The organism is Hydrogenophaga sp. (assembly GCF_030373245.1).
GTDB lineage: Bacteria > Pseudomonadota > Gammaproteobacteria > Burkholderiales > Burkholderiaceae_C > Hydrogenophaga.
The window spans coordinates 332754-357996 of sequence record NZ_JAUCZF010000002.1; the positions used below are offsets into that span (position 1 = coordinate 332754).

Consider the following 25243-nt stretch of genomic DNA (forward strand, 5'->3'; position numbering starts at 1 on the left):
GCGGCACCCCAGCGGGCTCATGCCGCGTGAAGCGCGGCTGGTGCCGGCCTTCGAAGTCGGCCGATTCGTTGAACATGGTGGCCGGCCTGACCCACAGACCGAAGCCGCCGTATAGCGCGCGGTACAGCGTCATGCCCTGCAGGGTTTCGCTGCAGCGCACGGTGTCGATCACGGTGTACCAGCCGCCCTTGTAGTGGCGGTACAGGCCAGGGGGCGTGGCGTGCAGCGGGGGCAGGTCGTGATCGGATGGAGCGGCAGGTGCTGGCGAATGCATGGGTTGGCATTGTCGTCTGTGGTGCCGTGGCACTCCGCCGAGCACGTAATGAGGGCGTGGAAATGGGGGTGAATCCGCGTCTTTATCCGCCGCTCAACCGACTCTCAGAGGCCAACAATGCACATGAGCAACCAATGCCGGTGCCGAACCAGCGTTGTTCAAGTTGTGGCGGCAGCTGCCGATGTTGCAAAAACATCCATCGGGATGCCAAACGCTCAACCTCTTTCCATCCACAGGAGTACCCATGAACTTCAAACGCACCCTTTTGCTGGCCGGTCTGACCGCCCTTGTCTCACAAGCCCATGCCTACGATCCGAAGGCGACGATTGCCGACCTTGACGGCCGTCTGGCGAAGATCGGCGCACCGCGCGTCGAAGGCACCGACACGGTGGGCGGCAAGGAAGTCCCGGCGCTGTTCTTCGGCAATCGCAAGATCAACAACAACTTCGACGTGGTCGATGGCATCCGCAAGGATCACAAGGCCACCGCCACCGTGTTCGTCAGGGCGGGCGATGAGTTCGTGCGCGTGAGCACCAACGTGCTGACGCCCGAGGGCAAGCGCGGCACGGGCACCCAGCTGGCCCGAAACGACGCCTATGCTGCGCTGGCCAGTGGCAAGCAGTACTGCGGCCCGATCGATGTGCTGGGCACGGCATTTGATGCCTGCTACAACCCGATCAAGGACGGCACCGGCAAGGTCATTGCCGTGAGCTACATCGGCCACAAGAAGTAAGCACACGGAGGACTCTGATGCGATTCGCCCTACACCCTGGTCGGTGGTTGAGCCGACGCACCGTCGCCCAACAGCTCTTCGGTGCCTTCTCGGTCATTCTGCTGCTTACCTGCGCCCTGGGTGCGTCGGCGCTGATCGGTTTGCGCAGTGTGGATGGTGAAGCGTCCGCCTTGTCGAGCAAATGGCTGCGGGGTGTGGGCGACCTGGGCGACGCTCGTGCGCTGCTCGTCGACATGCGCGAGCTGGAGATCAAGCACAGCCGAACCGACGACAGCAGCTACCACGCGGAGTACGAGGCCAAGCTTGGCGAGGCCGATCAATCCATTCAGGCGCTGGCCGGTGGGTATGCTTCGCGGATACAGGGTCCAGAGGAAAAGGCGCTGTTTGACGAGGTGAAGAAAAGCCTTGCGCAATACAAGGAATGGCAGGCCAAGACCGTGAAATTTGGCAAGGAGGGCTCGCAACAGGACGCGGCCGACATTGCCGACGGCGCGTCCAGCATGGCTTACGACGAGCTGATTTCTGCGGTCAATGGTCTGATCCAGTTCAACTACGACGGCGGCAACGCATCGGCCGCCCAGGTCGAGCGCATCCACGATCAAGCGAGCTGGGGCGTGGCGGGCATCTTGGGCCTGGCCCTGGTGCTCGGCCTGTCGCTGGCCACCTGGATCATTCGGCAGCTGTTGCGCCAGCTCGGCGGCGAGCCACAGAAAGCGGTGGAAGTGGCGCGTGCGGTGGCCGAAGGCGATCTGCGCACCAAAATCACCCTGCGCAAGGGCGATACCGACAGTGTGCTCGCATGGCTGTCGGCGATGCAGGCCGGGCTCTCGCGTGCGGTGGTCGATGTGCGCCGTAGCTCGGACCATGTGTCCAGCGCCAGTGGCGAAATCGCCATGGGCAACCAGGACCTGTCCGGTCGCACCGAGCAACAGGCCAGCGAACTGCAGCGCACCGCCGCCACGATGGAGCAGCTGGGCAGCACGGTGCGGCACAACGCCGACAACGCCAGGCAGGCCAGCCAGCTGGCGCACAGTGCCTCGGGCGTGGCTGAGCGAGGTGGCGATGTCGTGGGTCGTGTGGTGGCCACCATGAAGGGCATCAACGAGAGCAGCCGCAAGATCTCGGACATCATTGGCGTGATTGACGGCATCGCGTTCCAGACCAACATCCTTGCGTTGAACGCAGCGGTGGAAGCGGCGCGCGCCGGCGAACAAGGCCGCGGCTTTGCGGTGGTGGCGGGTGAGGTTCGCAACCTGGCCCAGCGCAGCGCGGAAGCCGCCAAGGAGATCAAGCAGTTGATCGGTGCGAGCGTCGAGCGGGTTGAAGAAGGCTCATCGCTGGTGGATCAAGCGGGCAGCACCATGCAAGAGGTGGTGGCTTCGATTCGCCGCGTGAGTGACATCGTGAGCGAGATCAGCGCGGCCAGCACCGAGCAGAGCACGGGTGTCGCGCAGGTGGGTGAGGCCATCACCCGCATGGACCATGGCACGCAACAGAACGCGGCGCTGGTCGAGCAGAGTGCAGCCGCAGCTGACAGCCTGCGTCAGCAGGCCGAGCAACTGGTGCAGGCGGTAGCTGTCTTCAAGACGGCATAGGCCTGAGCCCTGTCGCGAGCGCACCGTCCAGCGTGGGGCTGGGCATGGCGGGTGCGACACGGGTGCGCTCGGCCACCCCCCGGCTCCATGCCGCTTGCCATGCGGGCAAGGTGTGCGCCGGGGTTTCACCCAGGCCACGCACCACGCATCCCCCCGCCGCGCCCGCGGCCGCCACCGCCTGCAACTGATCGGGCGCGAGGATGCCGCCAATACCGACCACCGGTGCTGGCGACATGTGTGCCCACCAGGCCAGGTTGTGCAGGCCCTGCGGCAGCCACGGCATGTCCTTGGTGGTGGTCGGCCACACCGGGCCGCAGGCGATCAGGTCGGGCTGCAGCGCAGTGGCGCGGCACAGCTCCCACAGGCTGTGGGAGCTGATGCCGATTTGCAGACCGCTTTCGCGCGCAGCCTGGAGGCGGGACAGGTCGTTGGCCGTGAGCGCCAGCAGATCGGCCTGGCCGAGGTGGATGGCGCGGGCGCCCGCTTCAAGCGCAACCTGCCAGTGATCGTTCACCACGAGCATCACACCCGCAGCGTCGGCTGCGCGCTGACTGCGCACGATCGCATCCTGCAGCGCTGAGGTCCATTCGGCATCGTTCAGGGTTTCGGGGCGCTTCATGCGCAGCTGCACCGTGTGCACCGGGGGCGTGGCTGCAAGCACCGCGTCGACTCGCTCGGCGCTGTCGACGATGGCGTACACGCCAGGATCGCGACCACGCGGCGCACTGGCCCAGCGGTCCGGCTGGGTATCGGCCAGCGAGAGCTGCGGCAGCAAGCTGGGGTCGAGTGCGAAGCCTGCGCGGGCGATCACCGGTCCCACGCCACGGCCCACCGCGCGCGCATGGCGCAGCGCGAAGGTGGCGACCATCTTGGCCAGCACGGCCGCGTCGGCCACCACCCAGCCCAGCGCCATCGCGGCGGCCAGGGCCGAGGCAAAGGTGCAGCCGGTGCCGTGGTTGTGCGGCGTGTCCTCGCGCGGCAGGCTCAACCAGCCTTGCGCCTGCGGGGTGTCCAGCCAGTCGAGTGAGAGGCTGGTGTGGCGACTGATCGCGGCCGCGTCGCCCCCGGTGATCACCACCGCTTCGCAGCCCAGCGCGCGCAGGGCGGTCGATTGCGCCGGGATGTCGGTGGGGCTGTGATCTCCCAGCAAGGCCACGGCCTCGCCCTGGTTTGGTGTGATCACGGTGGCGCGCGGCAGCAGCAGATCGCGGTAGGCGGCGCGCAGCTCGGCGTTGGCCAGTGCCGCACCCGTGCTGGCCGCCAGTACCGGGTCGACCACCAGTGCCAGCGGCGCGCGCTCGCGCTGCCGGTCGATGAAGCGGGTCAGCACGCGCACGTTCTCCGCGCTGCCCAGCAGCCCGGTCTTGATCACGCGCGGCGGCATGTCGGCCAGCAGGGTGTCGAGCTGTGCTTGCAAGACATGGGGTGGCGTGGCCTCGATGTGTGTCACTTCGGTGGTGCTTTGGGCCGTGATGCCGGCCACCACGGTGCAGCAGTGCACGCCCAGGGCATCGGCCGCCCGCTGGTCGGCCGCCAGGCCTGCGCCGCCACCGCTGTCGGTGCCGGCGATGCTCCAGATGATGGGTGTCATGTCAGTCCAGTAAAAAGGGGTGGCCAGAGACGGGTGTGCTCGCCACCGCCATCGCCTGAGGTGCCATCACGCCGGCTTCAAATGCGCCGCGCCCCGCTTCGATGGCCTGGCCAAACGCACGCGCCATCCGCACCGGGTCCACCGCTTGGGACACGGCCGAGTTCAGCAGCACGCCGTCCATGCCCAGTTCCATCGCCTGTGCCGCGTGGGAGGGCGCGCCGATGCCCGCGTCCACGATCAGCGGCACGTCAGGCAGGCGCGCGCGCAGGGTGCGCAGCGCAAACGGGTTGATCAAGCCTTGCCCAGAGCCAATCGGCGCGCCCCAGGGCATGAGCAGCTCACAGCCCGCGTCGAGCAGGCGCTGGCAGGTCACGAGATCGTCGGTGCAGTAAGGAAACACATGAAAGGCGTCTTTCACCAGCTGCGCGGCGGCCTCCACCGTGCCCCAGGGGTCGGGCTGCAGTGTGTGTTCGTCGCCCACCACCTCCAGCTTGATCCAAGTGGTGCCGTACAGCTCGCGCGCCATGTGGGCCAGCGTGACTGCCTCGCGCGCCGTGCGGCAGCCCGCGGTGTTGGGCAGCAGGCGCGCACCGCGCTCGCGCACCGCCGCCTGGATGATGGCGATGAAGCCGTTGTCGCCCGCCGCCGCCAGCGTGCGCTTCAAGCCCACGGTGACGATCTGCGCACCGCTGGCGGCGATGCTGTCGGCCAGCACCAGCGGCGACGGGTAGCCGGCTGTGCCGATAAGGAAGCGACTGCTGAGTGTGGTGCCGTACAACGTCCAGTGGGCTGAGGCTTGATTCATGTGACGTGATTTCAATGCGCCGGAGCGCGATAAGTTTGCAGGCAGCACAGCCAGCCCAGGACACCGCGGAACCGGCTTCGCCGGGCCGCCAGTGCCGCCCAGTGGAGGGTGACGCGAAGCGGCGCGGGGGGAACCATATTCAGCCTCCGACGATGGCCTGGAAAGACAGCACGGTGTCGCCTGCCCTCAAGCGCTGTTGGTCGCGCTGCGAGCGCGGTACGAATGTGCCGTTGACCGCCGTGGCCACCGCTTGAGCGTCCACACCCTGCGCCTCCAAAAGCGCTGCCAGCGTCAGGCCCTCGGGGCAGGGCAGCGTCTGGTCGTTGAACCTCAGGTGTGTTGAGTGCGGTTCAATGGTTTCAGACATCGGCCTTCTCCTGCGCGGGTTCGGTCAGGCTCAGTGTTTCAAGAGCGTCCTGCACCAGCGCCGGCGCCAGCAGCCAGCCGTGGCGAAACAGGCCGTTGATGCGCAGCAGGCCAGCTTCGGTGTGCGTGGCGGGTTCGTTGTCTGGCAGTGCGGGGCGCAGGTTGCTCTCCATGTGCACGATGCGCGCCTCGGCCAGATCGGGCAACACGCTGTGCGCCGCGCTCATGAGCTCCACCGCGCTGCGCAGGCTCACCGGTGAACGGTCTTCGCTTTCGATTTCGCTGGCACCCACCACGAACAGATTGCCCGGGCGCGGCACGATGTAGACGCGGTGTCGCGGGTGCAGCAGGCGCAGCGGCCGCTGCAGACTCACGCCGGGTGCGTGCAGCCAGATCAACTCTCCGCGCACGCCACGCACCGGCGCGTCTGGCCGGGCGCCGCAGCCGCGCGCATCGATCACCAGGTCAAAGCCTATGGGCGCTTCACCCTCGACCTGCAGCAGGCCCGGCGCCACGCGCGCCACGCGTTCGCCCCAGCACCACCACACGCCCGGCGCGTGCGCTGCCAGCGTCGCCATCATCTCGCGCGGCATCAGTTGCGCCTCGCCGGGCAGCAGCCAGGCGTGTAGGCCGGGCGCCACGTCGGGCTCCAGCGCAGCCAAGGCTGCGCGGTCCAGCGGCTCAGGCGCTTGTGTCTCGCCGGCGAGGGTACGCGCGTGTTCCAGCCGCGCCAGCACACGCTGGGCCGCGCCCCTATCGCTGCCGTGTGCCAGCAGCAGGCTGCCGTGTTGCGCAAACAGCGGCTGGCTCACGCCCTCGGCCAAAAGCGTCTCGGCCACTTCGCGCCACAGCGCCAGCGAGCGCCAGCCGAGCAAGGCCACCTCGGGGCTGGCGTTGTCCAGCTCGGCCAGCGGGCTGAGCATGCCGGCGGCGGTGAAGCCTGCCGCATGCGGCGTGGCGGGGGCGGACAGCGTGCCGATGGCGGGTGCCTGTGGCCCCGGTGCCGGGTCGAACACGGTGACCGCGTGCCCGGCGCGGCTCAGCTGCCAGGCCAGCAGCCGCCCCAGCACACCCGCGCCAGCGATGCCAATTCTCAATGCGGCCACGGACTCAGGCCTTGGGCTTGATCGAATCGACCGGCACGTAAAACTCGCCGCCCACCGCCTTGAACTCTTCGCTCTTCTGCGCCATGCCTTGCTTGAGCGCCTCGATCTCGCTCACGCCCTTGGCGGCGGCGTAGTCGCGCACGTCTTGCGTGATCTTCATCGAGCAGAACTTCGGGCCGCACATGGAGCAGAAGTGCGCTTCCTTCGACGAGTCTTTGGGCAGGGTTTCGTCGTGGTAGCCGCGCGCGGTGTCGGGATCGAGGCCCAGATTGAACTGGTCGATCCAGCGGAACTCGAAACGTGCTTTGCTCATGGCGTCGTCGCGGGCGCGCGAACCCGGGTGACCCTTGGCGTTGTCAGCCGCGTGGGCGGCGATCTTGTAGGCCATGATCCCCTGCTTCACGTCGTCGCGATCGGGCAGGCCCAGGTGTTCCTTGGGCGTCACGTAGCAGAGCATGGCCGTGCCCATCCAGCCGATCATGGCCGCGCCGATGGCGCTGGCGATGTGGTCGTAGCCCGGTGCGATGTCGATGGTGAGCGGACCCAGTGTGTAGAACGGTGCCTCGTGGCAGCGCTTGAGCTGCTCGTCCATGTTGGCCTGGATCAGGTGCATGGGCACGTGGCCGGGGCCTTCGATCATGGTCTGCACATCGTGCTTCCAGGCGATCTGCGTGAGTTCGCCCAGCGTGGCCAGCTCCGCGAACTGCGCTTCGTCGTTGGCATCAGCCGCACTGCCCGGGCGCAGGCCATCGCCCAGCGAGAAGCTCACGTCGTAGGTCTTCATGATCTCGCAGATCTCTTCGAAATGCGTGTACAGGAAGTTTTCTTTGTGGTGGGTGATGCACCACTTGGCCAGGATGCTGCCGCCGCGCGAGACGATGCCGGTGCGGCGTTGCGCGGTGAGGTGGATGTAGGCCAGGCGCACGCCGGCGTGGATGGTGAAGTAGTCCACGCCTTGCTCGGCCTGCTCGATCAGCGTGTCGCGGTAGATCGCCCAGGTGAGGTCTTCGGCCACGCCGCACACCTTTTCCAGCGCCTGGTAAATCGGCACCGTGCCGATGGGCACCGGGCTGTTGCGCACGATCCAGTCGCGCGTGGTGTGGATGTTGCGGCCGGTGGAGAGGTCCATCACGTTGTCGGCACCCCAGCGCGTGGCCCACACCAACTTGTCCACCTCTTCTTCAAAGCTGGAGGTGACGGCGGAGTTGCCGATGTTGGCGTTGATCTTCACGCCGAAGTTGCGCCCGATCGCCATCGGCTCCACCTCGGGGTGGTTGATGTTGGCGGGAATGATGGCGCGGCCGCGCGCCACCTCGTCGCGCACGAACTCGGGCGTGAATACCCTGGGAATGTTGGCACCCATGGGGTTGCCGCGCAGACGTTGCTCGCGTGATGCGTCAGCCAGGTAGTCCTGCATCCACTCGCGCTTGCCGTTTTCTCGGATCGCCACGTACTCCATCTCGGGGGTGACGATGCCGCGGCGTGCGTAGTGCATCTGCGTCACGCTCTGGCCCGACCTGGCGCGGCGCGGCGTCCGCTGCAGGCCTGCGGCCTCGGCGCGCAGCGCCTGGATGCGCTCGATGGTGGTGTTGTTCTGCTCGGCCTCGTTTTTCACACCATCGTCCAGCGCGGCGCGCTGCCGGCCTTCGTAGCTTTCGGTGTCGGCGCGCGCGTCCAGCCAGGGGCCGCGCAGGTCCGGCAGGCCGCGGCGGATGTCGATGGCGGCGGCCGGGTCGCTGTAAGGCCCCGAGGTGTCGTACACGGTGACGCGTTCGCCATTGGTGAGCAGGATCTCGCGCATGGGCACATTCACACCCGGTTGCGAGCCCGGCACATAGACCTTGCGCGAAGCTGGAAACGGCTCGCGACTGAGCGCGAACTGATCGGCAAAGGGAATTTTTTCGGGGGCGTTCATGGCAGCGGTCTCCTGAAGTTGGGCTTGAAACACAGCAAACGGTTCAAGCTCCGGAGACCGCCCATCAACACCTGTTACCTGAACAACCGGGACCTCTGGCGAGGGGGTTGGCGCCGAACCAGCGGGCTCAGCACAGTCAGGAAACAAGCCCTGGAGGACGACGCTCTTCTTTCGCCGGTACTAGCCGGATCAAGTTCACGGGTTTGGCATTTTTCAACCATCTCAGCGCCAGACCTTGGAAGATCTGTGCACCCCGGAGCAGCCGTCAGTTTAGCCGACGCATCCGCCGGGTTGGCATTTCCCTGGCGGTCTGGGGTGGCTTTGGCGCGCGCGGCGGGTCGGGCGCGATCAGCCCGATGGGGCGCCGCCGGTCATTCGCTGAACAGGGCCGAAGCCCGGTCGGCTCGCGGTGATGGCTGGCGAGGGACACTCGCCGTTTCTGCTGGAGCGCCAGCCGCCGCATCAAAACCGATGCTTGAATCGGATCAGCAACTTTCGGAAAACGGTCGATCCGAATCACGCAGGGCAGGTCGCCGAATGGCTCATGAATTGCAACCGGTCCATCGGCAGGGTTCTGCTGACACGACGGTATCGCTGCGAGCGCATGGCGCACAGCGAAGTCCACGCTCGCGCGATGCTTCAGGCCTTGCTCCGGCCTCTCCAGCCGCCATGGGGCCATCTGAGCAGGTTCAGCAGGTTGCCAGCCAGAATCAGGCCAACGCCCAAGCCGGTGAACAGGTCCAGCCGTTCCGAATACACCAGCCAGCCCATCAGCGCGGTGAGCGGAACCCGCAAGAAGTCCATGGGCACCACCACCGTGGCGTCTGCATGCTGCATCGCCCTAGCGAAGCAGTAGTGCGAATAGGTGCCACAGAACGCCACCACCACCACCCAGGCCCAGGCCTGCGCCGAAGGCCATTGCCACACCAGAATCGCCGGCACGATCCCGATGGCACTCTGCACCACCAGCATCCAGAAACTGATGGCGACGGCTTCATCGGTGCGGGTGAGCGACTTGACCAGCACCACCGAGATCGCGAACCCCACCGCCGCAGCCAGCGCAATGAGTTGACCGAGGTCGATGTCGCCCGCGCTCGGGCGCACGATGACCGCCACACCCACCAGCCCCAGCACCACGGCGAACCACTTGCGGCCGCTCATGCGTTCACCCAGAAAAAGAGCTGCCAGAGCGGCTGCCCAGATAGGCATGGTGAATTCAATGGCTACCACCTGCGCCAGCGGGATGAGCGTGAGGGCCACGAACCAGCCGTACTGAGCGGCGTAGTGCACCGCATTGCGCAGCGTGTGCTGGGGCAGCCGTTGGGTGCGCATCGCGGCCAGGCCACCCGCCGCGCGCACCAGGGGCCACAGCATGAGCATGCCCAGGGTGGAGCGCAGCAGCATGATCTGGAACACCGACAACTCGCGAGCAGCCTCGCGCCCGGCCACGGCGATCACCACCATCAGCGTCAGCCAGCCAGCCATCCAGCCTGCAGCACGTGAAATGGAGGCTTGAGGGTGAGATGGCATGGGCGGCAGCATAGCGGATGGCCGGCCTGTTGATTCAGCGAGCGGGAGGCGTGCTGAAGCGGTGCCAGGCCCCAGCGGGCCAGAGCGATCTGGCCGAAGTACTGCATGACCGAACGCATGCGGTCAAGAGCCGAATTTGGCAATTCGAGAGTCGGTTCAAGGCTGGTTGCAGACCCTCGCGACCGGGCCACCCAAGGGTAGTTCCCGACCCAGAACCGACATCGACGCGAGATTCAGGTCGCCGCATGACATTCGTTCACGCTTGTGTCGCGGCCGGCAACGACTAGCATCGCGTGCGCCTCTACCACTCGGATACCTATCAAGCCGTTGGTCTACCCACTACAAGAACCACCCGAGACGAACATCCAGCGACTCCGGCGGAAGACTGAGCAGCATGCCCTCAACCCCCATGGTGATGGGCCCACGAAAGATCTTCCTCGTGTCGCCGAGGAAAGCCGAGTGAAAGATGCGCATCGGGACCTGGGGGAGAAAGTGATGAAGGACCACCTGACGCACATGTGCATCGCGAGCAATGCGGGCGACTTCCTCTGGGAACGTGTGATAGGTCTGGATGTCAGAGGCCAACTGCGCCGCGTTGGGCTGCCCACCTCTCACGGCCGCGTCATGGATGATTTGCAGCATCTCCGGCTGCAACGCCTCGTGCAGCAGGATATCCGCTCCCTGGGCCTGACGACGGAGGGATTCGCTCGGCAGGGTGTCCCCGCTGATCACGATCGACCGGCCCTTGTAGTCGAAGCGATAGCCCACCGCAGGCGCGGCCGGGCGATGATCGACGAGAAACGCCGTCACCTTCAGGCCCGGCGCCTCAAAGATCGTTGCGGCACCATCAGCGTCGAACGACCGGATGGTCTCGGCCATGGCGCCAGCACCCTCCGGCGCCGCGATAGTCGGGGGATGATGAGCGATGCGGAGGTCAGTGTCGATGGCATAAGCCATGTTGAAACCCTGCACCACCTGGTCGACGCCGTCGGGCCCGAGGACCTTCAGCGGTTGCTGTCTAGCCCCTCGCGTCCAGGCCTTGAGCATCAACTCGCCGAGCCCGCCAATGTGGTCCGAGTGCATGTGGGTGAGCAACACGGCCTCGATGTTGCCGAGCGGGAGCCGCATCAACTCGAGGGCCTTGGTGCTGCCCGGCCCGGAGTCCACGATGAAGAGGTGCTTGCCTGCCAGCACGAAGGTGCAGACACCGTGGCGTCGATGCTCGGGTAGAGGTGCCCCTGTTCCGGCCAGCCCGACGTGGAGCCCGTCGGGAATGCCATCCAACCCGTTGCTCTGCAGCTGGGAGCCCGCCACCGCGCCAAGCAGACGCAGTCCGATTTGTCGCTGGGCCTGGAACGCGCCGACCACGATCACGACGACGACAACCCCAAGCACGACGACTATGCGCAACCGCGGCGTGACCGCATGGACCGCTCGATGAGCGAGGTTCTCATGCCGGACAGACGAAGCAAGCAGCGACAGGCCCAGCACTGCCAGGAACAGCAGCTCGCTGGCCAGCGCGCCCTTCGTCACCACGGGAAGATCGTCAACGATCACGCTGATCAACCTTCCCGTCACGATCAGAGCCAGAAAGACGATGGGGACCAGCAGCAACGTTGGGTACCGGGTCAGCGTGCCGATCAGCACGAAGAGGCCCATCCCGAGGAAGAGCCCGCCGAAGTCGCCTCGCAGCGAGTTGATGCCCACGGCGCGCGCCGGCTCGGCCGCCAGAATGCCCGTGGCAAGCAACTCCGGCATGACCAGAAAGCCTATTCCCATCAGCAGCAGAAGGGTGCCGACCGCAGTGGCAAGCCACCGCAAGACCACCTCCACGCGTGGCGTGCCGAGGATGGCCTTCATCGGCGCGTGCCTCCCGCCGCTTTCATCATGAGGTTCGCGACCTCGGCTCCGGCGTTCTGGTTCTGCCCGGTGACAAGGCGGCCGTCGACGACGACGTGGTTGGCGAAGAAGTCGCGGAACGCGGTCGCGCTTTCGAACACCGCCCCGGCGGCCCGTAGCTCTCGCTCCGGGTGCATGGGGGTGATCGAGATGTAGAGTTCCGTGACCTGCTTGTCGGTCACCCCCGTGACACGGCGACCCCTGACCAGCGGTTGGCCGCTCTCGTCATTTGCGCGCAGCAGGCCGAGAGGTCCATGGCAAACGCCGCCGACCACTTTGCCTGCGGCCCAAGCCTCGGTGATCTTCCGCCCCAGGACCTCGGACTGGCCGAGGTCGTAGGCTGCCCCCCAGCCACCTGCGAGGTAGATGACGTCGTATCGAGTGAAGTCGATGTCGTCGATGCGCATCGAGTTCTGGACCTTGCTCTGAAGGACGGGGTCTTCCAAGTAGCGCTCGTCGTAGTGGGTTCGGATGAAGCGGCTGAGCGTCACCGGGTCGAACGGAATTTTCCCGCCCCTGATGCTGGCGATATCGACGTTGACTCGGCCACCCTTGAACTCGTAGTAGGGGGCGGTCACTTCGGACGCGGCCACGCCGGTCTCTGCGCCGCCTTCGCCCAGGCGGTCGTGGCTGGTGGCGATGATCAGCGCCCGTCCTTCGGGGAGCAGATAGTGCTGGCCCTCGAACTCAGGATGCAGACCAAGGCTTTGCAAAATCGCCGGGAGTGCGGTTACGACGAGCGCGCTAGCTGCAGCCAGGCCGGCAGCCAGAAGCACCAGACGCCGTCTCATGTTCATGCCGACCCTGCTGGTACTTGTGGTAGGCGACCTGGAGGGCGGATACCGAAGGCCACTTGAGTCGACGCCGCAGGCGATCGCAAGCGCCAGGCGAAGCCGTTGGCACGCGATGGCTTGGTGATTGTTTGGGGGGAGATGTTGATGGCCATGATTGCGTGACAACTTACAGTGAAGTTCTCCAGCCAAGAACTCCTGACCACTAAATGTAGGGGAAGCAAATTCGCTGTAGGCGCCCAACAGGCCTTGCCGGTCCAGTTATCACAAAACGTCATCTGATCGCCCGTTCCGCCGGGAATCGAACTTCTATACTAGGTAGAAGCCGCTCGCGGTCAATGGCCGCCGAGCTTCCAAACTCCTGTGAGGCGTCAACGAAGGCAATGTGGATACCTTTCGGCAAGATGCCCTACGCCGCTCGAGCCTCGCACAAGAACAGTGTCGGACTGATTGTGCTGTTTGCACTCGGGGCCTGTTCGTCCGTCGGCCCTGACTACGCGCGTCCACCGTTGTCACTGCAGGCCGATTGGTCTACGCCAGCCGGACTACGCCCGGTCATAAGCGCTAACGACGAAACCACCTTCTGGGGCAGCTTTGACGATCCGGTGCTGAGCGAACTGCTGCAGTTCGCACAGGCCAACAACCTGACACTGCAAACCGCAGCGGCGCAAGTGGCGCAAGCCGAGGCCGTGCTGCGCGGAACGCTGGCATCCGCGCTGCCGGCAGCTCAGCTCTCGGCCGGCAGCACCTACAGCCAGCCCGATCTGGCCTCGACCCTTCGCGGCACTCAGGAGGGATCAACGGCCCATCAGGTGCTCGGCCAGGTTTCCTGGGAGATTGACTTCTGGGGCACACAGCGGCGCGCCACCGAGGTCGACGCCGCGTCCCTGCGCAGCAGCCAGGCGGCATACCGGGCGGCTAACGTGTCGATCAAGGCCAGCGTGGCCGCCACCTACTGCAATGTGCGGCTGTACGAGCAGCGTCTTGCCGTCGCCCAGGCCAACCTGGCGCAGCAGCAAGAGAGCCTGCGGATCGCCGAGGCACGCTTTCGCTTGGGAGCTGCCTCCGAACTGGACTACCGCCAAGCGCAGACGCAGCATGCGCAGACCCTGGCCCAGTTGCCGGCGATCCGCCAATCGCTGGCGACCTTCCAGCACGCCTTGAGCGTGCTCCTGGGATCTCCGCCGGATCGATTCGCGCGCGAACATCCGATGACGCACGGACTGCCCCGTGCGCCGAAGGCCGCCGCCGCCGGCCTGCCCAGGGACCTGCTGAGGCGCCGCCCCGACGTGATGCAAGCGGAGGCTGTGGCCATGGCCCAGTCGGCGCGCATCGGTCAGGCCGAAGCGGCTCTGTACCCAAGCTTCACGCTCGGGGGGTCCTTCGGGTTCTCGACCACCGACAGCGTCTCGGATCTGTTCCGTTGGGACAACCGAACCCTCTCGGCGGGGCTGGGGCTGGTGCTGCCGCTCTTTGACCGCGAGCGCATCAAGGCGCAGGTCCAGGTTCAGGACAGCCTCTTCAAACAGGCCATGCTGGCCTACCAGAACCAGGTGCTGAAGGCGCAGCAGGAGGTCGAGGACGCGATGAGTGCGATCATGGAATACACCGAGCAGGTGGCGCAGTTGAGCGCGGCCGAAGCCGCAGCATCGAGAAGCGCCGAGCTGGCCGGCGCGCGGTATCGATCCGGGCAGACCGACTACACCACGGTGGCCAGCGCTGAGCAGGCGCGACTCCAGACCTCCGATGCACGGGTGCAGGCACAAGGCGCCTTGCTCCAGGCCCACATCAGTGCGTGGCGCGCGCTGGGCGGCCTGGAGCAGGACGCGTCCAGCGGGGGAGCTCAGCCTTGATCCGACACGCCTTTATCCCTCCGGGGGTTTGCATTGCGACCGCGTTCGCCTGCGTTCTTGTGCTGCTGTCCGGATGCGGAAAGCGGAACGCCACACCGACGGCCTCGACGCCGCCGGTCGTCAGCGTCACCGTCCAGGCCGTGGCACCCAGCCGCATCCAGGACGTCATCGAACTGGACGGCAGCGTCGCTCCGAGCCAGCGAGCAGACCTGATGGCCCGCGTCGCCGGTGCCTTGAAGGAGATCCACTACCGCGACGGCGAGTTCGTGCGCCGCGGCCGATTGCTGTTCTCCATCGAGCCAGACACCTACGAGCAGCAGGTCAAGCTGAACGAGGCTCGCCTGGCCCAGACCCGCAGCGACTTCGACCGCCAGACGCAGCTGCTGCAGGAGCGGGCCACCGCCCAATCCAGTGTGGATGCCGCGCTGGCCAATCTGCAGCAGGCGGAGGCCAACCTCGCGCTCGCGAAGATCAGCCTCAGTTACACCCAGATTCGCGCGCCTTTCGACGGCGTCGTCGGCCGTCACCAGGTGGATGTCGGCGCCTACGTGGGTGCGTCGCCCGGCGGCACCCTGCTCGCGACCATCCAGAAGCTGTCGCCGGCATACGTCAACGCGGCCGTCGGCGAACGCGACGTGCTGCGCCTGCGCGAGCGGGTGGCCGCCAGGGGTCGTGGCGGCCAGGCCGTCGCGGAGCGGGTCCCCGTGCAGGCCACACTTCAGGGCGAGGATCAGACCCCCGAGCATGGCGAGCTCGACTTCATCGACCGGCAGGTCTTGCCGGGCACCGGCACACTGGCCGTGCGAGGCCGGTTCTCCAACCTCGATGGACGCCTGCTGCCTGGGTACTACGCCAGGCTGTCGATCGACCTGGGGCAGCCGCGTGAGGCCCTGTTGATACCGCGGGCGGCGATTCTGAGCGACCAGCAGGGTAACTTCGTCTACGTCGCCGAAGGCGATGTGGCCCGGCGACGTGGCGTTCAGACGCAGGCCGCGCGTGGCGAGTTCAACGAAATCCTGAGCGGACTGAAGGCAGGCGAACTTCTGATCGTCAGCGGCACCACCAAGGTGGCCGACGGCAGGAAGGTTCAGACACAGCCCGCGGCGGCCGCTCCCACCTCGGTCGCTCGATGATCGCGCGCTACTTCATCGAGCGGCCGGTCCTGGCCAATGTCATCGCGCTGTTGACGTTGCTGATCGGGGCCGTCTCCGTGCTCGGCCTGCCGGTGGCGCAGTACCCGCAGCTCACGCCGCCCACCATCCTGGTGACGGCCAACTACCCCGGGGCCAATGCCCGCACAGTCAAGGACGTGGTGGCGCGGGCCATCGAACAGCAAGTCAACGGCGTCGAAGGCATGCTGTACATGCAGTCCGTCGCGTCGAATGACGGACGCTATGCACTGACGGTCAGCTTCGGCGTGGGCACCGACGCGGACCAGGCCCAGGTCGCCGTGCAGAACCGCGTGACCAGCGCGCTGCCTTCACTGCCAAGCGCCGTGCAGCAGCAGGGCGTGGTGACGCGCAAGCGCTCGACCGCGATCCTGCAGATCGTCACGCTCTCCTCGGACGATCCCTCGCATGATGCCCTGTTCCTGAGCAACTTCGCCAACCTTCGGCTGCGTGAAAGCCTGGCGCGCCTGCCTGGCGTTGCCGACGTCAACGTGTTTGGCGTCGGCGCCTACAGCATGCGCATCTGGCTCGACGCCGCCCAGATGAAGCAGCGCGGCCTCAACCCTTCGGCCGTGATTGCGGTGGTGGGCAAGCAGACGCAGCGCATCAGCGCGGGCCAGCTCGGCATGCCGCCGGCACCGCCAGGGCAGCAACAGCAGCTGAGCATCGTGGTCGACGGCCCTTTGGAGGACCCGGAAGAGTTCGGCAACATCGTGATCGCCACCGGCGACAACGGCGCCGTCACCCGGCTGCGCGATGTGGCGCGTATCGAGCTCGGCAGCCAGAACTACAACCAGACCTTCACGTTCGATGGCCGATCGGCTGGCGGCATTGCCATCTACCAGCTGCCAGACGCGAATGCCCTGGATGCTGCCGATGCCGTGCGCACGGAACTCCAGCGTCTGTCGGTCGACTTTCCGAAGGGTTTGCGCTACGACGTGCCTCTGGACACGACAGTCTTCGTGCGCGCATCCATCCATGAGGTCTATAAGACCCTGCTCGAGGCCGGTGTCCTGGTGCTGCTCGTGATCATCGTGTTTCTGCAGGACTGGCGCGCAACCCTGGTACCCGCCACAACCGTGCCGATCACCGTCATCGGCGCCTTCGCAGCAATGGCCGCGCTGGGCTTCTCGATCAACCTGCTGACTTTGTTCGCGATCGTGCTGTGCATCGGCATCGTGGTCGACGACGCGATCGTGGTCGTCGAAGGCGTAGCACAGAAGATGGAAGAAGGCACGCCGGCGCGCGAGTCCGCCATCGCTGCGATGAACGAGCTGCTCGGTCCCATCATCGGCGTGACCCTGGTCCTGACTGCGGTATTCCTGCCCGCGGCCTTCATCCCGGGCATCACCGGGGAGATGTACAAGCAGTTCGCGCTGGTCATTGCCGCGACGGCGGTGATTTCCGGGATCAACGCCGTCACGCTCAAGCCCGCACAGTCGGCGCAGTACCTTCGACCGCACGATCCTCATCGCCAACCGGGCTGGTTTGCACAGGCCTTCAACTCGGTCTATGTGCCGATGGAGCGCGGCTACCTGCGCCTTATCAAGATCTTGCTGCGCCACCGGTGGCCGAGCGCAGCCGTGGGCGTGCTGCTGATCGGCCTTTCGGCGTGGGGCTTCGCGAAGATCCCCACCGGCTTCATCCCGACCGAGGACCAGGGCTTCGTGATGGTGGCGATGCAGTTGCCGGATGCGGCATCGCTGCAGCGAACCGACCGCGCGGCCCAGGAACTGGTGCATGCCGGTATGCGGGTACCGGGTGTGAAGCACGCCATCGCGGTCGGGGGCGTCTCCCCGCTGGACAGCAATGCGCCGCTGTCGAGCGCCGCGCTCGTGTACTTCGTGCTGCACGACTGGGCCGAGCGCGGCAAGGCCGGTGGGCAGGACTTGCGGACGATCTACGGGAGGCTCGGGGAGGAACTCGCCCGCCTGCCCGACGCCACCGGGCTCGTGCTGGTGCCGCCGCCGATCAACGGGCTCGGCCTGTCCGGGGGCTTCCAGATGCAGCTCGTCTTGAACGACGGCAGCGGGGACGACGAGAAGCTAGCCGCGGCAGCCGACGCCATGGTGACTGCGGCATCGGCCGATCCGCGCATCGAGCGTGTGTTCACGCCGCTTCGCATCGCTGTGCCGCAGCTGAAGCTGGACCTCAACCGCGCCCGGGCCGAAGCGCTCGGTGTGTCGGTGGGTGACGCCTACGACGCGATGCAGAGCTACCTGGGTGCCGCCTACGTCAATCAGTTCTCCAAATTCGGCCAGAACTACACGATCTTCGTCCAGGCCGATCCGAGCTCCAGGCTGGACCGGGACGCGATCGGCCGCCTGACCGTGCGCTCGCGCGGCGGCAACATGGTGCCGCTGTCGGCCTTCGTGCGCTTCAGCGAGGTTAGTGGTCCCGCCGTGGCCGCGCAATACAACCTGATGCCGACCGCGGCGATCGTCGGCGCCGCGGCCACGGGCTACAGCTCCGGCGAGGCGCTGGCGCTCATGGAAGACCTGGCCAAACAGACCTTGCCCCCAGGGGTGTCCTACGAGTGGACCGCAATGTCCTACCAGGAAAAGCTCGTGGGCAATAGCGTCGTACTGGTGTTCGGCTTGGCCTTGCTCCTGGTATATCTGGTCCTCGCGGGACAGTACGAGTCCTGGTGGACGCCGGTCCCGGTGCTGCTATCGGTGCCCTTGTCGCTGGTGGGTACGGTGGCGGCACTGACCGCCGTGGGCCTGCCCAACAACATCTACGTGCAGATCGGCCTGGTACTGCTCATCGCGCTATCGGCGAAGAACGCGATCCTCATCGTCGAGGTGGCGCACGAGTTGCACCAGAAGGGCATGGACGTGGTCGAGGCTGCGCTCGAGGGGTCGCGGCGGCGCTTCCGGCCGATCCTGATGACCTCGTTCTCGTTCATCCTGGGCGTGGTGCCCCTCATCATCAGCAGCGGTGCCGGCGCAGCTGCCCGCAAGTCGATCGGACTGACGGTCTTTTCCGGCATGCTGGCCTCAACCCTGCTGGCCGTGGCGCTGGTGCCTGTGTTTTTCCTGATCGTCGAGCAGTGGCAAGGTCGAAAGTCCGAATCCATGTGACGAGCGCTCTTGATGATCCAACCCTGAACTGGAGTCTCCTTCCATGACGCTGAAGCTCTTCCACATCGCCGCGATGTCCATTCTTGTTACCGTGTGTGGCCCGACCGCGGCCCAGCTAGGCCGGCCGGACGCAGAGACCGTGGCCAAGCAGTTTGCCAAGGCGGACAAGGACAGCGATGGGAAGCTCACGCTTGCCGAAGCCAAGGCGGACATGCCGCGTGTGGCGCGGCGATTCGACACCCTCGACAAGGACAAGAAGGGTTACGTCACGCTCGATGAACTCAAGGCTGCCCTGGAAGCTGGGGGCCCCAAGTAGTTCTCGGCAGCCAGGCCCCAATCAGGGGTTTTGCGTTGACTCGTTATCCGCTCGCAACCCCTGCAAAAGACGACGACATCTGTTTTAGGACGTCCGAGCGTTGATGAGGCACGGGGAGCGTGACGCGAACCCGCTGACCTGAAGCGAGACGCTCAAAGCTCAGCTTTCCACCTAGCCGGTTCACCACCTGACCAACGATGGCCAGTCCGAGTCCGGTACCCGGGACACTTCGTGCGACATCCCCTCGGGCGAACGCCTCGGTCAGTCGAAGTGCCGTACCCTGCTTCATCCCGTCACCGTGGTCGTCCACCTGGATGGATACGCCGTCGCTGCCGCTCATAAGCGTCACTACCACCGGTGCGCGCCCGTGCTTTAAGGCGTTGTCGATCAGGTTGGTGATGGCACGCTGGAGCAACAACCCGTTGGCCGGACCGTATTCAAGGCGTGCTGGCCCGACAACCGTCGGCGGCTTCTCTAATCGGTAAAACCCCGCGGCGCTCGTGCGCGTCAGCGCCGCAAGATCGACGATCTCGTCCAGTGCCAGTTCGTCGGCCGCGACGAAGTCGAGAAAGCTGCCCACGAGCTGGTCGGCGTGCTCAACCTCGCGGACGATCGTTTGCAGCTGTTCCGTGGTGTCCTCGGTCTCCGGAAGCATTTCGGCCGCGAGCCGTATGCGTGCCAGTGGGCTGCGCATGTCGTGCGAGATCCCGCCAAGCATCACCTTGCGCTCCCGCTCGACACGTGCCAGGCGTGCTTGCAGATCTGCATACGCCGCAGCAATCGAACGGATTTCGGCCGTGCCATCAACGGATTGCCGTTGTGGTTCGCCTGCATCCGGCGCAAGACTGGCCGACTGGCGTCGAATTCTGGCCTCCAGCCACTCCAGCGGCCGCGAGACGTGCCTGGCGATGGCCCAACTCGCGGCGATCACGACCGCAAGTGCGGCTGACAAACCGAGTCCGGCGGTGTACCACCGCGGGAAGATTGACGGATCCGTCACGCCGACCCAAACTGGAGACGACTGGTCGGTCCTTACGCGCATGGAAAACGTCGGCTTGCCCCGGCTTGCGTGCAGGATCACCTGGTCGACCTTGAAGCCTTGCCTGTCCAGTTCCTGAATGAGCTTTGCCGCCCCAGGCCAGGCTGCAATGTCGAGCGCCTCGTGCGGGTCAGGCGGCTCGATTCGCTCGACGGATGGTGTCGAAGCCAGCACGGGAGCGGAGCCGATCACCCTGGCCAACTCGGGCGCCAGAGCTTCGGCATAGGGCCCTGCGAGGACAACATTGCGGTCGAAGAAGACCAGGGCGCCGAAGGTTATCGTGGCACAGACGACGGTCAATCCCTGTGCCAGCAGCAGTCTCGCGAAGAGCGTATCCAGCCGGCTCCAGTGCAACACGGCTTGCAACCTACTGCGGGGATGCGGGACGTGGCACGAAGACGTAGCCCTCGCCCCGCACCGTGTCGATCCAGCCCCGGCCGGAGCCTTGCGGCATCAATTTGCGCCTCAGCCGATAGACCTGTGCGTCTACGGTCCGGTCCAAGGGGCGGTAGTTGCCGACTTGAACCTGGGCGTTGAGCTGTTCGCGCGTGAGCGACTTGCCCGGGTTACTGGCCAGTTCCAGCAACAGCTTGAACTCCGTGCTCGTGAGCTCGACCAACTCATCTCGTACCCTGACCTCGCGGAGCTGAGGGTCGATGGTCAAACCGTCGAATCGCAGCACGGGCGATGCGGTACGTTCACCTGCCTTGCGCCGGAGCAGCGCACGGATGCGCGCGACGAGTTCGCGCCGGTCGAACGGCTTTGCCAGGTAGTCGTCGGCGCCGGTGTCCAGGCCCAGCACTCTTTCCGAGGGCTGGCCGCGAGCGGTGAGCATCAGGATGGCCAATTGCCTATTGGCGGCGCGCCAGCGTCTGCACAGGTCCAACCCGTTCGCGTCCGGCAACATGACGTCCAGCAGGATCACGTCGGGCAGGGCCTGGGACAGCAGGGTTTCACCCTCGGCACCGGTCAAGGCAGCCTGCACAGACCAGCCCTCGCGACTGAGCAGTGTGCGCAACATGCCCGACAACGTGACGTCGTCGTCGACGAGCAATATAGACGGCTGCAGCATTTGCAACATTGTATGAGTCATCCATGTCGGTGTGACGTTGCAGAGGGCACGATCGTCCGAGAAGCCGGTTTGACAGCCTGCAGCACTGCTGCGGCGTAGGTCTCGATACCAGGAGGCCGCCTGTCTTCACCTACCAATCCTGGCTGGAGTGACCGCCTTCGCGCTAAAGATGTACACGCAACCGAACTGGGCGCCCGCCACGGTGTACTGGACCTGCGTGAGTGCGCTGCTCGGAGTTGCAATCAAGGCAACCATTCACTATCTGCATTTCGACATAGCGGGCAATTACTATGCTTGGCACATCGTTGGGCCGTACGCTGCATGCATCATGCTTCTCGCCTAGGTTGTGCCCAGATTAACCGTCTGATGTTCGCTCAAGGTACTTCGCAAGATCTAGTGAAGCTGCTTGGCATATTCGGGCAGCGAACCAGCGGAACGGGCCTAAAAATTGCCGACCATTTTCAGGTCTACGGATAAGCATCTTCTGTTCGCTTAGATGCACTTCCTGGAGTCTGATTGGGACCGGAAGGAGTCAGCCAACAAAGAGGTCGGACTGGCCGCTTTCGCTGCACAACGAGTATTCCGCAGCGCAAGGCTTAGGCCTCATTGGGTCCAGAGCTGGCGGGTTCGGCCTTGAGCCCAAGGTCCCCCTCAATGCCGATGCGCAGGGATGATGGTGCGGAGGGAGGTACAGCGCAGCAACTTTTTTTCGACGCGATCTGGCTTCACCCCGAGAAGGCGAAGGCCTCGCGCTCAGGCCTCGCCGACCACGTCCCCGGGCTTCTGGACCGCTTCCCCGCGCAGGTGGGCCGGCAGGCGGTTGAGCATCCAGCGCATGGCCAGTGGGATCAGTACCAGGTCGTCGACCAGGCCGAGCACGGGGATGACGTCGGGCAGCAGATCAACCGGGGAGATGAGATACAGCACGAGGCTGGCGCTGCCCAGCTTCAGCCACAGCGGCGCCTCGGGGTGGCGCAGGGCGACCCACAGGCGGCGCGCGTCGCCGCGCACGGCTACCCACAGGACGGACAGGCGTTTCAACATGGCAGCACTCCTTGGTGTTTCAACTGACACACCTACATGGGCACAAGTGGCGGTTTGACAAGGGACCGGCCACTTGGTTCACGTACGGTCAGGCATTGCTGAATGCAGCCAGCAGGGCAGCCCGCCATATTCCCGGCGGGCGCGCAAGAGCCCTAGCGCCGGATCGCATTCGGAAAGTACATCGCCGTCAGGCTGCGGTTGTGCACCGGCGAAAAATTGTCGGCGAGGTGGGCGCTGGCCTGGCCGTAGCGCCGCCAGTCGCGCACCCAGTGCAGGCGGTCGCAGACTTCGGTCAGGCCCACGGTCTCGCGGTCGCCGATCAGCACGCCGTGCACGCGAAGGCCCAGGCGCTGCTTGGCGTCGCGCAGGGCGACCAGCGTGGCATGGGTGACACCGAATTCGCCGTCGCTCACGATCAGCAGGTCGGCCTCTTCCCAGCCCTGGCTTTGTACCGTGGCGATGGCACGCTCCATGGGTGTCTGCACGTCGGTGCCGCCATCAAAGCTCTGCCCCATCAGGTCGAGCAGGACATTCAGGCCGGCGGCGTCGAGCGTGAGGTCTTGCTCCAGCAGTTCATCGGGGCCGCCAAAGGCCATGAGGCGGCAGGCGCGTCGCCCGGCGTGGGCGCTGCGCACGGCCTGCAGCACGCAGGCCTTGGCGACCTGCTCGGGCGCGCCCTGCATGGAGCCCGAGGTGTCGAGGCACACCAGGAGCGGCCCTCGGCCCAGCGTGGTCGGGCGCAGTCGCCAGGGCGTGCGCTGCGCTGTGGCGGCGGGGCGCGCGGCAGGGTCGCGGGCGCGGTCGTCGTAGGTGAACAGCTGGGCTTCGGCAAAGCGCGCGCGCCAGAGGCGGCGCAACACCGGGTGACCCAGGTGCTGCAGCTCGCCTCCGGTCATGCGCGCGAGGTTGCGCGAGCGCCGCACCCCGTCTACCGCGGTGGGCTCAGGCCGCCGCGCGTCGTCTTGTGTGGCCTGCCGGGCCACCGACGCATCGGGGTGCGGATCGGGGCGCGCTTGCTGGGCCGGGGGCGCGTTGGCGTTCATGTGGCGCCGACCCACCTGATCGATGAAGCTGGCCAGCGCGGGCTGGCGCTGCAGCAGTGCGCCGATGCGTTGCGCCTCCTGCCATTCGCGCCGGTTGAGCTGGCCGCGCAAATCGTCCCAGCGCAGGTGCGCCAGGTCGCCCAGCGATTGAAGCAGCGCGAGCACCTCGTCCCAACCCTGGCGTTGCACGTCCCAGATCGCCAGAAAAGCCGCGCGCATGTCTTCAATGGCGGCAGCGCGGGGGACACCGTCGGCCCGGTCAATGAGGCCATCCAGGTGCCAGAGCAGGCTTTGCAAGACCTGCAGCGCCAGCGGTTCGCTGCCTTGTGTGAGCGCGGGCAAAGACAGCTCGGCCAGCACCGGCCGCAGGGCTTGCGTGGCCTCGGCGTCGCCAAAGTCCAGCGACACATCGGGCAGCTGGCCGGCCATGAGTGCGGTGCGCCAGGCCACCAGCTCGGGCAGTCGCCGTGGGGCCGCGCCGCTGCTGCACACCACCGCCCAGCGCCAGAGCTCGCGTGGCAGCTGATCCAGGTGCTGGTAAGGCCGATCGGCCCGGGGGGCGCCCAGGGCGCTCAGTCCGCCGACCATGTCACGGGCGCTGGCTCGCTGGATGGCGCCTCGGCGGACACCGGCAGTTGTGCGAAACCGTCTCGCGCGATGTGCAAGCGCTGAAGCCAGCTGCGCAAACGATCGCATCGCGCAGTGTGCTGGTCGCAGATGGTGTCTCGCCAAGAGGGCGGTAGCCAGGCGTGTGCCCGTGCCTCGGTGACGATTTGCCTGGCCAGTGTCTGGGTGTCGTTGTGCAGCGTCTCAAGCTGCTGCAGCAGCGCCTCGCACTGCGCCACGCGGGCGGTGATGTGGATGCGGCTGAAGTGGCGCTCGGCGCGCTGGCTGGTGATGCGCACCATGTCGTCGCGGGCGGCATCGGGCCCGGCGATGGCGCGCGCCAGCGCCAGCTTGCCCGCGCTGTCGTCTTGCACGTCGGCGGGCGCGCGGCGCTCAATGTCGAGCTGCTGTTCAAAGGCCTGAACCGCGCGCTCCAGACCATCGATCAGCACAGGTTCGATGCGCGCCACGCGGTGCAAAAACCACTCGCGCCACGCCGGCACCTCGGCCGGACCGGAGGCCAAGACAAAGGGCAGCAGCCAGAGGTCCCAGGGTTGAACCCGCTCGGCTTGCTGGCTGGCGGCCTGCACCTGAAGCAGCGCCACCAGCTGGCGCCAGCGCCGGTCGGACACAGGGTGATCGGACTGGCTGGCCTGTTGGCGCGCCGCCATAAGGTGGTCCAGCACCGGTTCGCCGAGCGCCACGGTGGCGGCCTGTTCGCGCAGGGCCTGCAGCTGCTGCGGAGCCAGTTGCGCCGCCGGGGGAACGTCGACCAGGGACGCGGGCGGGTCGGTGAGCAGCTGGGAAAAATGCGCGTCGTCCACCGGCAAGACCGGCACGCGCAGCAGAAAGCGGTCGTAGAAGGCGAGCAGGCTGTCGTCCTGAGGCTGCTCGTTGCTGGCACCCACCAGGCAGCGCAGCGGTACCGCGAGGCGCTGGCTGCCGTTGTCGAACTGGCGCTCGTGCAGCAGGCCGAGCAGGGTGTTGAGGATGGCCGAGTTGGCCTTGAACACCTCGTCCAGAAACACCACCTCGGCGGCCGGCAGGTAGCCGTCGGTCAGGCGCTCGTAGCGGTCTTCCTCCAGCGCGCGCAGCGAGAGCGGACCAAACAGCTCCTCGGGCACGGTGAAGCGGGTCAGCAGGCGCTCGAAGTAGCGCGCGCCCGGCAGCAGTCGCTGCAAGCGGCGCGCCAGCTCGCTCTTGGCGGTGCCGGGCGGACCGAGCAACAGCACGTGCTCACCCGCGATGGCCGCCAGCAGCAACACGCGAGCAGCCACATCGCGCTGCAGCAGGCCGCGCTCCAGCTCGGCCAGGGCGGGTGCCCAGAGCGAGCCTGAGGGAGATGCGCTCATCGTGTGGTCCAAGATGCCACTACTTTAATGCGCTCCAGCGCCCGGAGCGCGTGCCTGCGTC

General features: G+C 66.2%; 19 protein-coding genes, 1 pseudogene and 1 riboswitch. Of the genes and pseudogenes, 6 read left to right on the forward strand and 14 right to left on the reverse strand.

Translation table 11 applies throughout. The annotated features are described in order from the left end of the window. Positions 1-22: 22 nt before the first annotated feature. Positions 23-274 (reverse strand): annotated as a pseudogene (locus tag QUV25_RS06995) (DUF1653 domain-containing protein); the annotation flags it as partial. A 244-nt stretch (positions 275-518) separates the two neighbouring features. Between QUV25_RS06995 and QUV25_RS07000 the strand changes: the two are divergent. Both QUV25_RS07000 and QUV25_RS07005 read left to right on the forward strand, forming a co-directional pair. Next, positions 519-1007: a Cache 3/Cache 2 fusion domain-containing protein gene (locus QUV25_RS07000; RefSeq protein ID WP_300862670.1), complete on the forward strand. Its 489-nt coding sequence runs from the start codon at positions 519-521 to the stop codon at positions 1005-1007. 47 nt (positions 1008-1054) lie between these two features. After that, on the forward strand, positions 1055-2602 hold the full coding sequence (locus tag QUV25_RS07005; protein WP_300862673.1) for a methyl-accepting chemotaxis protein: 1548 nt from the start codon (positions 1055-1057) through the stop codon (positions 2600-2602). On the opposite strand, the gene thiD is transcribed toward QUV25_RS07005, so the two are convergent. The 8 genes from thiD to QUV25_RS07045 all read right to left on the reverse strand — a co-directional run bounded on the left by thiD (position 2589) and on the right by QUV25_RS07045 (position 12611). Continuing rightward, positions 2589-4193 carry a bifunctional hydroxymethylpyrimidine kinase/phosphomethylpyrimidine kinase gene (gene thiD / locus QUV25_RS07010; protein WP_300862675.1) on the reverse strand — a complete coding sequence of 535 codons (1605 nt, stop codon included), beginning with the start codon at positions 4191-4193 and terminating at the stop codon, positions 2589-2591. The genes QUV25_RS07005 and thiD overlap by 14 nt on opposite strands. Position 4194: 1 nt before the next feature. After that, positions 4195-4998 (reverse strand): thiazole synthase, encoded by an 804-nt coding sequence (locus QUV25_RS07015; RefSeq protein WP_300862677.1) that lies wholly within the window; start codon positions 4996-4998, stop codon positions 4195-4197. 139 nt (positions 4999-5137) lie between these two features. Then, positions 5138-5365 carry a sulfur carrier protein ThiS gene (gene thiS / locus QUV25_RS07020; RefSeq protein ID WP_300862679.1) on the reverse strand — a complete coding sequence of 76 codons (228 nt, stop codon included), beginning with the start codon at positions 5363-5365 and terminating at the stop codon, positions 5138-5140. Next, positions 5358-6461 carry an FAD-dependent oxidoreductase gene (locus tag QUV25_RS07025; RefSeq protein ID WP_300863078.1) on the reverse strand — a complete coding sequence of 368 codons (1104 nt, stop codon included), beginning with the start codon at positions 6459-6461 and terminating at the stop codon, positions 5358-5360. The genes thiS and QUV25_RS07025 overlap by 8 nt, the downstream gene beginning before the upstream one ends. 13 nt (positions 6462-6474) lie before the next feature. Continuing rightward, complete coding sequence (thiC, locus tag QUV25_RS07030; RefSeq protein ID WP_300862682.1) at positions 6475-8385, reverse strand: phosphomethylpyrimidine synthase ThiC; 1911 nt, start codon at positions 8383-8385, stop codon at positions 6475-6477. Between the two features lie 149 nt (positions 8386-8534). Then, a riboswitch (TPP riboswitch) is annotated at positions 8535-8651 on the reverse strand. A 373-nt stretch (positions 8652-9024) separates the two neighbouring features. After that, on the reverse strand, positions 9025-9915 hold the full coding sequence (locus QUV25_RS07035; protein ID WP_300862684.1) for a DMT family transporter: 891 nt from the start codon (positions 9913-9915) through the stop codon (positions 9025-9027). Positions 9916-10254: 339 nt separating this feature from the next. Continuing rightward, complete coding sequence (locus tag QUV25_RS07040) at positions 10255-11775, reverse strand: MBL fold metallo-hydrolase (protein ID WP_300862685.1); 1521 nt, start codon at positions 11773-11775, stop codon at positions 10255-10257. Then, the gene (locus QUV25_RS07045) at positions 11772-12611 is read right to left on the reverse strand and encodes a type 1 glutamine amidotransferase domain-containing protein (RefSeq protein WP_300862688.1); all 840 of its coding nucleotides are present in this window, start codon (positions 12609-12611) and stop codon (positions 11772-11774) included. The genes QUV25_RS07040 and QUV25_RS07045 overlap by 4 nt, the downstream gene beginning before the upstream one ends. Before the next feature lie 398 nt (positions 12612-13009). Between QUV25_RS07045 and QUV25_RS07050 the strand changes: the two genes are divergently transcribed. From QUV25_RS07050 to QUV25_RS07065, 4 genes are read left to right on the forward strand one after another with little or no spacing between them, the layout of a single operon-like run. Next, the gene (locus tag QUV25_RS07050) at positions 13010-14458 is read left to right on the forward strand and encodes an efflux transporter outer membrane subunit (protein WP_300862691.1); all 1449 of its coding nucleotides are present in this window, start codon (positions 13010-13012) and stop codon (positions 14456-14458) included. Further along, entirely contained in the window at positions 14455-15591 is a 1137-nt protein-coding gene (locus QUV25_RS07055; protein ID WP_300862693.1) for an efflux RND transporter periplasmic adaptor subunit, read from the forward strand. The genes QUV25_RS07050 and QUV25_RS07055 overlap by 4 nt, the downstream gene beginning before the upstream one ends. Then, positions 15588-18710, forward strand: coding sequence for an efflux RND transporter permease subunit (locus tag QUV25_RS07060; protein ID WP_300862695.1), 3123 nt, complete (start codon positions 15588-15590; stop codon positions 18708-18710). Before QUV25_RS07055 ends, QUV25_RS07060 begins: the two co-directional genes overlap by 4 nt. A gap of 43 nt (positions 18711-18753) precedes the next feature. Then, complete coding sequence (locus tag QUV25_RS07065; protein WP_300862697.1) at positions 18754-19026, forward strand: EF-hand domain-containing protein; 273 nt, start codon at positions 18754-18756, stop codon at positions 19024-19026. A 43-nt stretch (positions 19027-19069) separates the two neighbouring features. Here the strand turns inward: QUV25_RS07065 and QUV25_RS07070 are convergent, their stop codons facing one another. The 5 genes from QUV25_RS07070 to QUV25_RS07090 form a co-directional block, all read right to left on the reverse strand. After that, positions 19070-20422 (reverse strand): ATP-binding protein, encoded by a 1353-nt coding sequence (locus QUV25_RS07070; RefSeq protein WP_300862701.1) that lies wholly within the window; start codon positions 20420-20422, stop codon positions 19070-19072. Positions 20423-20432: 10 nt separating this feature from the next. Further along, positions 20433-21137, reverse strand: a complete 705-nt coding sequence (locus QUV25_RS07075; RefSeq protein WP_300862703.1) for a response regulator transcription factor — start codon at positions 21135-21137, stop codon at positions 20433-20435. 753 nt (positions 21138-21890) lie between these two features. Continuing rightward, positions 21891-22181 (reverse strand): YkvA family protein, encoded by a 291-nt coding sequence (locus QUV25_RS07080; protein WP_300862705.1) that lies wholly within the window; start codon positions 22179-22181, stop codon positions 21891-21893. Between the two features lie 152 nt (positions 22182-22333). After that, a complete protein-coding gene (locus QUV25_RS07085; protein WP_300862706.1) occupies positions 22334-23812 on the reverse strand; it encodes a VWA domain-containing protein in 1479 nt (492 codons plus the stop codon). Further along, positions 23797-25182, reverse strand: a complete 1386-nt coding sequence (locus QUV25_RS07090) for an AAA family ATPase (protein WP_300862709.1) — start codon at positions 25180-25182, stop codon at positions 23797-23799. Before QUV25_RS07090 ends, QUV25_RS07085 begins: the two co-directional genes overlap by 16 nt. Positions 25183-25243: the final 61 nt, after the last annotated feature.

Bases quoted from the DNA above. Each gene is read 5' to 3' on its own strand.
- QUV25_RS07000 (WP_300862670.1), top strand. From the start codon at position 519: ATGAACTTCAAACGCACCCTTTTGCTGGCCGGTCTGACCGCCCTTGTC.
- thiD (WP_300862675.1), bottom strand. From the start codon at position 4,193: ATGACACCCATCATCTGGAGCATCGCCGGCACCGACAGCGGTGGCGGC.
- QUV25_RS07015 (WP_300862677.1), bottom strand. From the start codon at position 4,998: ATGAATCAAGCCTCAGCCCACTGGACGTTGTACGGCACCACACTCAGC.
- thiS (WP_300862679.1), bottom strand. From the start codon at position 5,365: ATGTCTGAAACCATTGAACCGCACTCAACACACCTGAGGTTCAACGAC.
- thiC (WP_300862682.1), bottom strand. From the start codon at position 8,385: ATGAACGCCCCCGAAAAAATTCCCTTTGCCGATCAGTTCGCGCTCAGT.
- QUV25_RS07035 (WP_300862684.1), bottom strand. From the start codon at position 9,915: ATGCCATCTCACCCTCAAGCCTCCATTTCACGTGCTGCAGGCTGGATG.
- QUV25_RS07040 (WP_300862685.1), bottom strand. From the start codon at position 11,775: ATGAAGGCCATCCTCGGCACGCCACGCGTGGAGGTGGTCTTGCGGTGG.
- QUV25_RS07045 (WP_300862688.1), bottom strand. From the start codon at position 12,611: ATGAACATGAGACGGCGTCTGGTGCTTCTGGCTGCCGGCCTGGCTGCA.
- QUV25_RS07050 (WP_300862691.1), top strand. From the start codon at position 13,010: ATGCCCTACGCCGCTCGAGCCTCGCACAAGAACAGTGTCGGACTGATT.
- QUV25_RS07060 (WP_300862695.1), top strand. From the start codon at position 15,588: ATGATCGCGCGCTACTTCATCGAGCGGCCGGTCCTGGCCAATGTCATC.
- QUV25_RS07065 (WP_300862697.1), top strand. From the start codon at position 18,754: ATGACGCTGAAGCTCTTCCACATCGCCGCGATGTCCATTCTTGTTACC.
- QUV25_RS07075 (WP_300862703.1), bottom strand. From the start codon at position 21,137: ATGCTGCAGCCGTCTATATTGCTCGTCGACGACGACGTCACGTTGTCG.
- QUV25_RS07080 (WP_300862705.1), bottom strand. From the start codon at position 22,181: ATGTTGAAACGCCTGTCCGTCCTGTGGGTAGCCGTGCGCGGCGACGCG.
- QUV25_RS07085 (WP_300862706.1), bottom strand. From the start codon at position 23,812: ATGGTCGGCGGACTGAGCGCCCTGGGCGCCCCCCGGGCCGATCGGCCT.
- QUV25_RS07090 (WP_300862709.1), bottom strand. From the start codon at position 25,182: ATGAGCGCATCTCCCTCAGGCTCGCTCTGGGCACCCGCCCTGGCCGAG.